The 12,381-nt window shown below is 63.9% G+C and carries 12 protein-coding genes and 1 tRNA gene; 9 read left to right on the forward strand and 4 right to left on the reverse strand.

The window, feature by feature from the left end; all coding sequences use genetic code 11:
* Window positions 1–18: 18 nt before the first annotated feature.
* On the reverse strand, window positions 19–753 hold the full coding sequence (gene folE, locus DFR39_RS04375; RefSeq protein ID WP_133602291.1) for a GTP cyclohydrolase I: 735 nt from the start codon (window positions 751–753) through the stop codon (window positions 19–21).
* Between the two features lie 75 nt (window positions 754–828).
* On the opposite strand from folE, the gene rsmB reads away from it, so the two are divergent.
* The 6 genes from rsmB (at window position 829) to DFR39_RS04405 (ending at window position 7,014) form a co-directional block, all read left to right on the forward strand.
* Complete coding sequence (gene rsmB / locus DFR39_RS04380; RefSeq protein ID WP_133602292.1) at window positions 829–2,211, forward strand: 16S rRNA (cytosine(967)-C(5))-methyltransferase RsmB; 1,383 nt, start codon at window positions 829–831, stop codon at window positions 2,209–2,211.
* Between the two features lie 4 nt (window positions 2,212–2,215).
* Window positions 2,216–2,794: a DUF4390 domain-containing protein gene (locus DFR39_RS04385; RefSeq protein WP_246030666.1), complete on the forward strand. Its 579-nt coding sequence runs from the start codon at window positions 2,216–2,218 to the stop codon at window positions 2,792–2,794.
* Window positions 2,791–5,073, forward strand: a complete 2,283-nt coding sequence (locus DFR39_RS04390; protein ID WP_133602294.1) for a sensor histidine kinase — start codon at window positions 2,791–2,793, stop codon at window positions 5,071–5,073. Before DFR39_RS04385 ends, DFR39_RS04390 begins: the two co-directional genes overlap by 4 nt.
* A 13-nt stretch (window positions 5,074–5,086) precedes the next feature.
* Window positions 5,087–5,893: a response regulator gene (locus DFR39_RS04395; RefSeq protein WP_133602295.1), complete on the forward strand. Its 807-nt coding sequence runs from the start codon at window positions 5,087–5,089 to the stop codon at window positions 5,891–5,893.
* Window positions 5,894–5,954: 61 nt separating this feature from the next.
* Window positions 5,955–6,030: transfer RNA gene (locus DFR39_RS04400), tRNA-Phe, on the forward strand.
* A gap of 234 nt (window positions 6,031–6,264) precedes the next feature.
* Window positions 6,265–7,014, forward strand: coding sequence for an NYN domain-containing protein (locus DFR39_RS04405; protein ID WP_133602296.1), 750 nt, complete (start codon window positions 6,265–6,267; stop codon window positions 7,012–7,014).
* Here the strand turns inward: DFR39_RS04405 and DFR39_RS04410 are convergent.
* Window positions 6,998–7,681, reverse strand: coding sequence for a tyrosine-type recombinase/integrase (locus DFR39_RS04410; RefSeq protein WP_133602297.1), 684 nt, complete (start codon window positions 7,679–7,681; stop codon window positions 6,998–7,000). The genes DFR39_RS04405 and DFR39_RS04410 overlap by 17 nt on opposite strands.
* 270 nt (window positions 7,682–7,951) lie before the next feature.
* Here DFR39_RS04410 and DFR39_RS04415 point away from each other — a divergent pair, with 270 nt between their 5' ends.
* The 3 genes from DFR39_RS04415 to DFR39_RS04425 all read left to right on the forward strand — a co-directional run bounded on the left by DFR39_RS04415 (window position 7,952) and on the right by DFR39_RS04425 (window position 10,634).
* Complete coding sequence (locus DFR39_RS04415) at window positions 7,952–8,953, forward strand: dienelactone hydrolase family protein (protein ID WP_133602298.1); 1,002 nt, start codon at window positions 7,952–7,954, stop codon at window positions 8,951–8,953.
* A 95-nt stretch (window positions 8,954–9,048) separates the two neighbouring features.
* On the forward strand, window positions 9,049–10,143 hold the full coding sequence (locus tag DFR39_RS04420; RefSeq protein ID WP_162849425.1) for a serine hydrolase domain-containing protein: 1,095 nt from the start codon (window positions 9,049–9,051) through the stop codon (window positions 10,141–10,143).
* Window positions 10,144–10,352: 209 nt separating this feature from the next.
* Window positions 10,353–10,634, forward strand: coding sequence for a hypothetical protein (locus DFR39_RS04425; protein WP_133602300.1), 282 nt, complete (start codon window positions 10,353–10,355; stop codon window positions 10,632–10,634).
* 22 nt (window positions 10,635–10,656) lie between these two features.
* Here DFR39_RS04425 and DFR39_RS04430 read toward each other — a convergent pair whose 3' ends face one another.
* A complete protein-coding gene (locus tag DFR39_RS04430; protein WP_133602301.1) occupies window positions 10,657–11,103 on the reverse strand; it encodes a VOC family protein in 447 nt (148 codons plus the stop codon).
* A gap of 97 nt (window positions 11,104–11,200) precedes the next feature.
* Window positions 11,201–12,328, reverse strand: a complete 1,128-nt coding sequence (locus DFR39_RS04435; protein ID WP_211343789.1) for a GGDEF domain-containing protein — start codon at window positions 12,326–12,328, stop codon at window positions 11,201–11,203.
* Between the last annotated feature and the right edge of the window lie 53 nt (window positions 12,329–12,381).

Consider the following 12,381-nt stretch of genomic DNA (forward strand, 5'->3'; position numbering starts at 1 on the left):
TGGTCTGGAGCGCAGGGCTCAGTTCTTCCTGGACAGCAGGGAGAGGAATTCGCGACGCAGGTTCGGATCCTTGAGGAAGGCGCCACGCATCACGCTGTTCGTCATTTTGGAGTCCATGTCCTTCACGCCGCGCCAGTGCATGCAGAAGTGATCGGCTTCCATCACGATGGCCAAGCCGTCCGGCTGCACACGCTCCTGCAGCTCGTTGGCCAGCATGGTCACAGCTTCTTCCTGGATCTGGGGCCGGTTCATGATCCACTCGGTCAGACGGGCGTATTTGGACAGCCCGATCAGATTGGAGTGCTCATTGGGCAGCAGGCCCACCCAGACCTTGCCCATGATGGGGCAGAGGTGGTGGGAGCAGGCGCTGCGCACCGTGATCGGGCCCACGATCATCAGCTCGTTCAGACGCTCGGCATTGGGGAACTCGGTCACCGCCGGGGCCTCGCTGTAGCGGCCCTTGAAGATCTCGCGCAGGTACATCTTGGCCACGCGCTTGGCGGTTTCCTGGGTGTTGTGGTCGCTGTCGGTGTCGATCACCAGGGCGCGCAGCACCTCCTGCATCTTGGCGGCGACTTCGTTCTGCAACTGCTCCAACTCACCGTCCTGGATGAAGGCGGCGATATTGTCATTGGCGTGATGTCGACAGCCGGCACTGATCAGGCGATACCGGATGCGCTCGGACACCGGTGCGTCGTCGGCGGGTGGTGTCACTGAGGGGGGCGTGCTGCCCAAGCGAGGTTTGGATGCCATGGGGGCATTGTGTCTGCTTTGCCAATCCCTGGCGAGACGCAGGCTTGCTCGGGATGCAGCGCCTACACTGGCGCCGTGTCTTCTTCCGCCCCCACCCCCTCATCCCCGCCGCTGAGCCGCCTGCTGCTGCAGCTGGCCGATGCCCTGCAAGCCGTGCGCGACGGGCGCTCGCTCACCGATGTGCTGGCCCGCTGCCCGGCCGAGCTGCGCCCGGCCACCCAGGCCCTGAGTTTCCATGTGCTGCGCCTGTGGGGCAGTGCCCAGGCCGCCCGTGCGGTGCTGGCGCCCAAGAACCCGCCGCCGCGGGTGGACAGCCTGCTCACGGGCGCCCTGGCCCTGCTCTGGCCCACGGGCGAGGCGCCGCTCTACGCCGAACACACGGTGGTGGACCAGGCCGTGGAGGCCGCGCGCCAGCGCGCCCCGGCCAGCGCCGGCTTTGTGAATGCGGTGCTGCGCCGCTTCCTGCGCGAGCGCGAGGCCACGGTGCGCGCCGCCGAACGCGACCCCCAGGGCGCCTACAACCACCCGCCCTGGTGGATAGAGCGGGTGCGCCAGGACTGGCCCACCCAGTGGCAGGCCGTGCTGCGCGCCAACAATCAGCACCCGCCCATGACCCTGCGCGTTAACAGCCGCCAGGGCAGCGTGCAGGCCTACCAGGAGCGCCTGGCCGCCCTGGGCATGGCGGCCCGCCCCGTGGGGGCGCTGGCGCCCCAGGCCCTGGTGCTGGACAAGCCCCAGCCCGTGAGCGCGCTGCCCGGCTTTGCCCAGGGCGCCGTCTCGGTGCAGGACGCCGCCGCCCAGCTGGCCGCCCCCCTGCTGCTGGACCCGCGCCCGGCCCAGCAAGACCTGCCCCCGCTGGAGGTCCTGCCGCCCGGCGCCCGGGTGCTGGATGCCTGCTCCGCCCCCGGGGGCAAGACCGCGCACCTGCTGGAATTGCGCCCCGACCTGGAGCTGCTGGCCCTGGACGCCGACGCGGGCCGCCTGGCCCGGGTGCAGGACAACCTCCAGCGCCTGCAGCTGCAGGCCCCGGGCCGGGTCGCGCTCAAGGCGGCCGATGCCCGCGATACCGCCGCCTGGTGGGACGGCCGGCCCTTCGACGCCATCCTGCTGGACGCGCCCTGCAGCGCGGCCGGCATCGTGCGCCGTCATCCCGATGTGCGCTGGCTGCGCCGCCCGGGCGATATCGGCGCCCTGGCCCAGATCCAGGCCCAGCTGCTGGACGCGCTCTGGGCCCTGCTCAAGCCGGGCGGGCGTCTGGTCTATGCCACCTGCTCCATCTTCAAGACCGAGGGGCAGGCGCAGGTCGATGCATTTTTGCAACGCCATGCCGACGCGCGCTCGCAGATGGTGCAAGGCGTCACGGGGCATCTGCTGACCCTGGCTGACAATGCACTCCCACAGGGCGAGGGGGCCGCGATGGTCGACGGTTTCTTCTACGCCTTGCTGCGGAAGAACTAAGCCCTTGCTCCCGGTTTCACGCCTGTTTGCTGTTTTTCTGCTGCTCCTGGCCTTGCTGCCCGGAGGGGCGGCCCGTGCCGATGGCGTGGAGCTGAGCCAGCTGGTCGTGGAACGTCGGGAGGAGGCGCTGGTGCTGAGCTTCAGCACCCGCTTCGAGCTGCCCCGCGCGGTGGAAGACGCGCTGATGAAGGGCGTGCCCATCTACTTTGTGGCCGAGGCCTCGCTGCTGCGCTCGCGCTGGTACTGGCGCGATGCCCGGGTGGCCCAGGTTTCGCGCAGCTGGCGCCTGGCGTGGCAGCCGCTGACCCGGCAGTACCGCGTCTCCACCGGGGGCCTGAATCAGAGCTTTACCAGCCTGGCCGAGGCCCTGGCCTCGATGCGCGGCGTGGCGGCCTGGCGGCTGGCGGATCTCAAGGAGCTGGACGAAGAGTCCCGCCACTATCTGGAGTTCAGCTACCGGCTGGACACCAGCCAGCTGCCCCGGCCCATGCAGATCGGGCTGGGTTCACCCCAGGGTTGGGCCTTGAGCGTTGAACGCAGCCTGACCCTCTCGCCCGAGTTGCTGAGTCCGAGCAAGCCATGACGCGTGCGGCGCGCTGGGCCTGGCTGCTGTCCCTGGTGGTGGTGACCGGGGCCTGCGGCGTGCTGGCCTTCTTGTTGTCCATCGGTGCGACCACTCCTCGCGGCTTCTTTGAGCGGCACTACGTCTGGCTGTTCTGGCTCAATGCGGTGGTCGCGGGGGTTTTGATCCTGGTGATTGGGACGGCCTCGGTGCGACTGCTGCTGCGGGTGCGCCGGGCTCAGTTCGGCAGCCGTCTGCTGCTCAAGCTGGCGGGCATTTTTGCCCTGGTGGGCCTGGTGCCCGGTCTGCTGATCTACACGGTGTCCTACCAGTTCGTGAATCGCAGCATCGAGAGCTGGTTCGATGTACGCCTGGCCGGCGCCCTGGAGGCCGGCCTGAATCTGGGGCGCAGCACCCTGGACGGTCTGGTCAACGACACGGCCGGCAAGACCCTGGATGCGGCCGAGCGCTTGGCCGAGGCGGCGGCGAGCGGCCAGCCGGTGCAGCTCTTGGGGCTGGAACGCCTGCGCGAGCAGCTGGGTGCGCGCATCGTGGCCCTGGTGGGCGGCAATGGCCAGATCCTGATGGCTGTGGGGGGCGATGCCAGCACGCTCACGCCCGACCGCCCGGCGCCCGCCCTGCTGCGGCAGGCTCGATCGGCCGGTAGCGCCAGTCAGCTGGAGGGGCTGGAGGATGAGGTGCAGGCCTTGGCCTCGCAAAGTCCGGTCCGGATCCGCGCCCTGGCACGCCTGCCCAGCAGCGAGTTCAGCCTGGGAAGCAGCGACCGCTACCTGATGGTGGTGCAGCGCGTGCCGTCCCAGGTGGTGGGCAATGCCCTGGCGGTGCAGACGGCCAGCAGCGAGTACCAGCAGCGTGCCCTGGAGCGCGACGGCCTGCGCCGCATGTACCTGGGCACCTTGACCCTGGTGCTGATCCTGGCCGTGTTCGCCGCCATGCTGCTGGCCATCACCCTGGGCAATCAGCTGGCCCGCCCCCTGCTGCTGCTGGCCGATGGCATGCGCCAGGTGGCTACCGGCGACCTCTCGGCCAAGCCCGTGCTCACCTCGCGCGACGAGCTGGGCGGCCTGACCCGCAGCTTCGCCGACATGACCGACCAGCTCGCCGAGGCGCGCGCCCAGGTCGAGCGCAGCGTGCTGCAGCTGGAGGCGGCGCGCAGCAATCTGCAGACCATCCTGGACAATCTGACCGCCGGCGTGATCGTCTTCGACGCCCAGGGCCAGATCGAGACCGTCAACCCCGGCGCCACCCGCATCCTGCGTCTGCCGCTCTCGGCCTACCAGGGTCGGCGCCTGGAGGAGCTGGCCCCGCTGCAGGGCTTTGCCCAGAGCGTCTGGCATCGCTTCGAGCAGCTGGGCGACAGCCCCGAGGCCGGCGAGCGCGGCACCTGGCAAGACGCTTTCGAGCTGCAGCCGGATCCGAGTCAGGACACCCTGACCCTGCTGGTGCGTGGCGCCCAGCTGCCGCCGCACGGCCGCCTGCTGGTCTTTGACGATATCTCCGAGGTGGTCTCGGCCCAGCGCTCCGCGGCCTGGAGCGAGGTGGCCCGCCGCCTGGCCCACGAGATCAAGAACCCGCTCACGCCCATCCAGCTCTCGGCCGAACGCCTGCAGCACAAGCTGGAAGCCAAGCTCGAAGGCAATGACCAGGCGATGCTGGTGCGCTCGGTCGCGACCATCGTCAACCAGGTGCAGGCCATGAAGCAGCTGGTCAACGAGTTCCGCGACTACGCCCGCCTGCCCTCGGCCCAGCTCAAGCCCCTGGACCTCAACGCCCTGGCCAGCGAGGTGCTGATGCTCTACGCCGAGGCCCAGGAGAGCGGCCGCCTGCAGGCGGATTTGTGCAGCGAGCCGCCGGCCATCCTGGGCGATGCCACCCAGCTGCGTCAGGTCATACACAATCTGGTCCAGAACGCGCTGGATGCGGTGGCGGACCGTCGCGATGGCCATGTGATCTTGCGCACCCAGAAGACCAACAATGAAGCTGGCGAGCTGCGTTCGCTGCGACTGCAAGTCCTGGACAATGGCCCGGGCTTCGCCGACAAGGTGCTGAAAAGGGCTTTTGAACCCTATGTCACGACCAAGAGCAAGGGCACGGGACTGGGCCTGGCCGTGGTGAAGAAGATCGCCGACGAGCATGGCGCGAGGGTCCGCCTGGCCAACACCTATCCACAGGCGGACGAGACGCAGCCGCCGGTGGGGGCTCAAGTTTCGTTATCATTTTCAAAATTCGCGACTGCACCGGGCCCGGCCGACGCCGGCATCGCGCACAGGGCCGCGTGAACAGCAGGCATACATGGCAACCATTCTTGTAGTTGACGACGAGCTGGGCATTCGTGCCCTGTTGTCCGAGATCCTTACCGACGAAGGTCACACCATCGAGCTGGCCGAGAACGCCGCCCAGGCTCGCGCCTCGCGCGAGCGCATGCGGCCGGATCTGGTGCTCCTCGATATCTGGATGCCCGACGTTGACGGCGTCACCCTGCTCAAGGAGTGGGGCAGCACGGGTCAGCTGACCATGCCCGTCATCATGATGAGCGGTCACGGCACCATCGACACGGCGGTTGAAGCCACCAAATTCGGCGCCATCGCTTTCCTGGAGAAGCCCATCACCTTGCAGAAGCTGCTGCGTGCGGTGGAGCAGGCCCTGGTCAAGACAGCGCCCAGAACCGTGGCGCCGGCGGGCGCCCTGGGCGCCGCACCTGGCTTGTCCGTGGGCGCCGCTGTCATGAGCTACGGGCGCGGCGTCGAGGCCTCGTCGGCCATGGCCGGCGCCGCGGTCGGCGTGGGCGCGCATGGGGCAGCGAGCCTGGGCATGGTCGGGGGCGGCATGCAGGCTGCAGCCATGGGCGGCTCCAATGTGCTCAACGGCAGCCTGCCGGCCTCCGGCTTGGCATCCGAGCAGCTTTTCGAGCTGGATCGCCCCCTGCGCGAGGCCCGCGACGCCTTCGAGAAGAGCTATTTCGAGTTCCACCTCGCCAAGGAATGCGGCTCCATGACCCGCGTGGCTGAGAAGACCGGTCTGGAGCGCACCCACCTCTACCGCAAGCTCAAACAGCTGGGTGTGGATCTTTCTCGAAATAAAAGAGGTGGCGGACTCTGAAAGCTGTGTTATAGTCTTGGTCTTCGCTGATCAAGACAGATTGATCAGCAAAAAGAACAAAGGCCAAGTAGCTCAGTTGGTAGAGCAGCGGATTGAAAATCCGCGTGTCGGTGGTTCGATTCCGCCCTTGGCCACCAGAATTCATGAGTGCTGACAAGCACTTACAGAGAGCCTCGCACAGTTTTACTGTCCGGGGCTTTTCTACAACTAGTACCGCGCATCTACAAAAAAAATTCTCCCGGAGCATTCAAGGATGTTTAGCAATTGCTAAACTCCGCAGCATCCCGCCCTAGGCAGTACGCCGTCCACTTCATCGAGGACGCGCCGAACCCTAGGGCGTTTTTGTTTGTGGTTCCGCATTTGGAGAGACCATGCCTACCGCCATCCTCATTGATGGGGCGTACTTCATTAAGCGATTTAGGAGTCTTGAGCCTCACAACGCTTACGACGCCAACAGGGCCGCAGATTGCGCTTTCAGGTGGGCTGTGGCTCATCTTCGCGAGCCTGGTGGGCAGGCAAACGGTAGGCGACGCGATCTCTACCGGATCTTCTTCTACGACTGTGCTCCGCTTGAGAAGAAGCTACACAACCCGGTCTCCAAGAAGAGCATCGACTTTTCAAAGTCCCAAGAGGCGACGTTTCGGAAGGAATTGCATCAACTCTTGCGGGAGAAGCGCAAGGTGGCACTGCGACTCGGCCACCTTGCCAGCGACACGCCGTGGACGATCAAGCCCGCGGTTATCGACGACCTGCTTAAGGGGCGAATGAAGTTCGAGCACCTTGGTGAAGAGCACGTGGTGCCCAATGCCAGGCAGAAGGGCGTCGACATGCGTATCGGCATTGATATCGCGTCACTGTCCTTGAAACGCCAAGTAGATCAGATCGTACTTGTGGCTGGCGATGCGGACTTTGTCCCCGCGGCGAAGTTGGCTCGGCGCGAAGGTGTCGATTTCGTTCTCGATCCCATGTGGCAAACGGTATCTGGAAGCCTTAACGAACACATCGACGGGTTGCGCTCAACGTGCCCTCGTCGAGCAAGACCGGATGGGGCAGCACCGGCACCAGCACCAGCACCAGCACCAGCACCAGCACCAGCACTAACGCCTAACGGAGCGGACTGACTCGCTCGCCGACCCTTGCTCGAACATATTGCTCAGTCATCTCACGATTGCGGTGACCCAGCAGCTTCTGCGAGTGCGCCAGGTCGCCTGTGTCAGTCGCAGCCTTCGCCCTGATGTCTCGAAACTGAAACTCCACGCCGGCCGCGCGCCTCGCTTTGTCGAAGCGTGAGCGCAGGCCGAAGGTGCCCAGCGGCTTGCCGTCATCGTCCTGAATCAGCCAGGCGCTCAGGCGCTCGCGCGGCCTGGCACCGATGCGCTCGATCAACGCGGCTAGCTCGCCCGTGATCTCGATGGCGCGCTTGGCCTTGGTCTTGTTCTGCACGATCCACAGCGCGCCGTCGCGCAAGTCCTCGCGCTTGATCTTCAGCACATCGGCCGGTCGCTGGCCGGTCAACAGGGCCAGGTCCATCGCATCGCGCAGGGTCTGGTCGGCCTTCTCCCACACGGCCCGGAATTCGTAGTCGCTCACATAGCGGTCGCGCCCGGCTTCCTTGAAGCCCTTCACGCCCTGGCAGGGGTTGGTGGCGTCGGTGTAGCTCCACTCCCGGGCCTTGTTGAACACATGGCTCAAGAGGGCCTTCTCCCGGTTGGCGCGTGCCTTGGCCTGCTCGCCGCGCTTGTCCATGTAGCCGCGCACGTGGTGCGGCTTGATGCCGTCGATCTGCATGCGGCCGAAGACGGCGCGCTGGCGCTCCAGCTCCTTCAGGTTGTCGGTCTGGGTGCGGCGGGCCTTGGTGGCATCACTGCCAGCTCGAAGCGCCCAACGTCGCGTGTTCCTGGGCCTTTATCTGCCGGAATCTTCTTGTCATCCCCACACCTTGCGGGGCGGCAAGGTGCTGCATTCCAAACTTGTGGCCGCCCGCCTTTCTATTGCTCTTGCTGCGGACTCTTCATACATTTGTGAGTGCGAATAGCGCATGGAATCGCAGGTGAATGAATGTCTTTGAAGAGGTCATTTGGTTCTCTGATCCTTGCGACGCTTGCAGGTGCCGCAGGTGCCGCAGGTGCACAGATAGATTGTCACCCGCACAATCCAGAAGACACACAGATTGTGGAGCGTGGCCCTGTCAAATCTGTTATCGGTCCGCTCGCAAAGTTCAACCCTTGCCACGCCTCAGTGCAGCTCGATATGCCGACGCTTTTCGCGAAGAAGCGTGGTGACAAACATCCGCTGGTGATAATTTCTCATGGCGGTGGGGGGGTGTCTGGTTATGAGCGTGACTTCGCGAAGCTGTTGAATCAACAAGGCTATGCAACCTTGATTTTCGACGCGTTTGAGATGAATGGGATCGCATCAAGGTCAGAGCTTATTTTGTATGTGATGACTAACGGTGCTCGACAAAGGATGATCTATAAAGCCACGTGGGGCGCGTACCGTTGGGCCATAAACAACGACAAAGTTGATGCCACCAGAATTTTCATCCAGGGCCTATCAAACGGAGCGTCCGTAGCTATCAATATGGCTGCTTCAGTTGATGCGACCCATGTTCGCGGAGTCATTGCAGAAGGTGGGCCGTCAGCTGGTATCGGATTCCCGGATGAAATCAAGGTCCCATTGCTGCTGATCTATGGACTGTCAGATAACTATGGCGGCACGCGGCAAGACGATTGGATGCACCTGAGGGCAATGCCCTGTGGCATCAACGACCACTATCCATTTGCACCTGATGGATTTGCGAAATCCTGTAGTCGTGCGTCAAACCCAACTGAAGCTATGCCATCGCCCAAGAGCTGGTACGAAGAAATCAAGGCCAAGGGTCAAGATATTCGCTTGGAGCTCATCGAGGGTGGAGGGCACGGAATGATGTTTGGTGACTTTTCATCAAGCTCCAAGCGGCTTCCTGGAAGGGGCGCTTGGTATATTTCTCGCGGAGCTGATGCAGACACAAGAAAAAAAGCCCAGCAAATCGTTCTTGATTTCATCGAATCTAAGCTCTGATTCCAGCTGGACTGGACGAAGTTGACAGGACTGTCCCATCTACCATGCGCGAATCCGATCGTGCCTCATTCATTGCTCAGCATCAAGGACACTGTATGAAACTAGCTCGTTGGTCTCTTCTAGTTGCTTTGCTGTTTGGAGCGACTGTGTCGGCTTCTGAAGTTGCTGAAGTCAATCCTCGAAGACATTCTGGAGGATTTGCAAAACTCGAAAATAACCGAATTTTCGAGGCGTCCAAGACTCCTCTGGCACTTCCCCACAAAGACTTGTCTTGGAGTGATAGGCGCATTGCCGCCAGGGCCGAGCAGATTATCGATGCCAATAAAACAACGGCAATTTTGCTTGTTGAAAAAGGGCAGATCGTCTTTGAAAAATACAAAGAGCCAGCGACAGATAAGTCGGCCATGTATTCGCAGAGCATGAGCAAGAGCTTGGCTGCATACACACTGGGAAACATGCTTTGTAACGGGAGCATCAAGTCCTTGGATGACCCAGCAAGCAAGTACTTGCCTGAGCTGGCAGGAGTGGCCTCAGGTGATGCTCCACTCAGGCATGTTCTTTCTATGAGTAGCGGTGTCGCAGACGCAAAGATGGCTGGAGAGCACGAGGATAACCAAACGCAGAGGATTCTCAAGAAGGAGTATTCGACCCTCGATGTGGTCAAGAGGTTCGGAGCGAAAACCATTGAATCTGGCAAAGAGCTTCGATACACAGCCACCGATACGTTCACCCTATCGTTGGTCGGCGATGCTGCTGGTGGTTTTTTTGATGCCTTTGAGAAGTATTTTTGGAAACCGGCAGAAACTGAGTCTCAGGGTTTCTGGCTTTATGACAAGGATGGGAAGCCAATGTCGGCATCTGGCGTTAGTGCAACCATCAGAGACTGGGCAAGGCTTGCTGTTTTTTCTATCAAACAACTAAAATCTGATGGATGTATTGGCAGCTACATGAAGGCAGCTACAAGTGCCCAAGTCCCTAATAAATCTAAGCGAGTTGGCGCCGCTTTTAAGTCTTACGGATATCAGACTTGGATTGCCGACTTCGGGGGTGTTGCAAGCTATTGGTGGGTTGGCTACGGTGGGCAGAGAGTGGGGATTGATCCCGTTAGCGAGAAGATTATTGTTCTTACCAGCTACCGCGAAGACTATATGGATGATGTCTACAAGCTTTTCCGTGACTGGACCAGATAGCACTGCTCATTCAGCTTGAGTCGCATCAAATGCTTATCGCCCACTTCTCCCACCGAGGCGGGATTGCTCCATGCGAGCCTGCGCGCCATGCTTGGCGCATGGATGTTTCTTGTGTTTCCTTGCCGCAAGATGGGCTTGCGCAGCACGACGCGCCCGAGAGCGGGTCCAAGGTGGCGGGGCCGGCCACATGCACGGCCGCGGGCTGTCCGATGGAGGCTGCGCTGCAGCCCGCGGGGCAGGTCTTGCCCCTGCGTGCGCGTCGAGGCGTGGGCATTCCGGGCGGGCGCCACCAAGCCAAGCCCAGCTCGGCCGAGGTGCTGGAGAACTTCAAGCGCGCGACGGCCCTGTTTTTCCGTCGCCGACTGTCCGAACCGCGGCCGCCGGCGCCGGAAGGCCAGGGGGGCAATGCCGGTCCCTGGGTGAGCAGCTGCACCATGCAGGCCTGGGAGGCGGCGCTGGGCAAAAAGCCGCTGACACCGCCCTGGCGCTAGGGCCAGGCCCTCGACGGTCTTCTTACCAGCTGCCGGTATTGGGCATGGAGGCCCAGGGCTCGGCCGGGGCGAGGGCGGGGCCGTCCTGCAGCAGCTCGACGGAGATCTGGTCGGGCGAGCGCACAAAGGCCATGCGGCCGTCGCGCGGAGGGCGCAGGATGGTCACGCCGTGGTCGGCCAGACGCTGGCAGGCGGCATAGATATCGGGCACGGCAAAGGCGATGTGGCCGAAGTTGCGGCCGCCGGTGTAGGCCTCGGCCTTGCCGTCCGCATCGGGCCAGTTGTAGGTCAGCTCGACCTGGGGCTGGTACTTGCCGGCCTCGTCGCCGGGGGCGGCCAGATAGACCAGGGTGAAGCGGCCGGCCTCGTGCTCGGTGCGGCGCATCTCGACCATGCCCAGAGCGTCGCGGTAGAACTTGAGCGAAGCGTCGAGGTTCTCGACGCGGACCATCGTGTGCAGGTATTTCATGGCTGGAACTCGGGAGTGACGCCGGATCTGGCGGGTTCAGCCTTCTATTGTCCCCGCTGAGTCCAGGGCGCGTGCCGGTGAGGGCTTGGCGCCGGGCTCAGTGGCCGGGCGTGAGCAGGCTGCGGCGGGCGCTGCTGACGCGGTTGCGACCGTTCTCCTTGGCGGCGTAGAGGGCTTCATCGGCCCGGGCCAGCAGCGCATCCACGCTGCCCATCTCGGCAGAGAGCTCGGCGCAGCCTATGCTGACCGTCACGGCCGCCGGCAGCTGCAGCGCGGCAATTTCCTGCCGCAGCCGCTCCGCCAGCTGCTGGGCCTGGGCCAGATCGGTGGCCGGCAGGAGCAGGGCAAACTCCTCGCCACCGATGCGAGCCGCCAGGTCCGTGTTGCGCAGACTGGCGCGGCAGCACTGGGCCACCTCACGCAGCACGGTATCGCCCAGCTGGTGACCGCCCTGATCGTTAATGCGCTTGAAGTGATCCACGTCCAGCGCCAGCAGGGACAGGGGCTGGCCGCTGCTGCGGCTCTCGGCCAGGGCGGCTTCGCCGCTGCGGAAGAACTGCCGGCGATTGGGCAGGGCGGTCAGCGGATCGGTGCGCGCCAGCTTCTCGGTCTCGGCCAGCAGATGCTGGTTGGCGGCCAGCGTTTGGCGCAGCTCGCGCTCTGCGAGGTAGAGCTGGCGGTTCAGCCGCTGCACCACCCAGGCCGCCGTGCCCACCACGCCGGCCCACAGGCCGTGGAAGAAGACCACCCGGCGTATGGCGGTGGCGTCCAGGCCCAGCCAGCTCAGCATGGTGGCGCAGACCAGCACGGTGATGCCGCCGCAGGCCAGATTGAGCCAGAGCGGGGCCTTGGCAATGAGCAGGCCCATCAGATAGAGCAGGGAGGTGGCCAGCACAAACTCGGGGCGGCCCAGCAGCTTGCCGTCGATCACGCAGGCAAAGCCCACACCCACCAGGGTGTAGAGCGGGTAGGACAGGGCCAGGGGCAGCTTGCGCCCCGGCCTGAACGTCAGCCAGCTCAGCAGGGCCCAGAAGCCCAGATAGACAAAGCGCAGGGTCCGCACCTCGGCCGCGGCCGGCTCGATCAACCAGTCGCCCAGCAGGTAGAGCAGGGGGATGAGGCCGCCAATGCCGTAGACAAAGCGCAGTACCGGCCAGGCGCGCTCCGCCTGCCACTGGGCATAGGGCGGCAGGGCGGTGCTGGGTGCGGGTGTGGCTGGGGACAAGGCGGTGGGTGAGGGCGCGAATTGGCCAGCATTGTCCGCCCAGCCGGGGCCTT

The sequence above is a fragment of the Roseateles asaccharophilus genome, from assembly GCF_004362405.1.
Lineage (GTDB): Bacteria > Pseudomonadota > Gammaproteobacteria > Burkholderiales > Burkholderiaceae_C > Kinneretia > Kinneretia asaccharophila.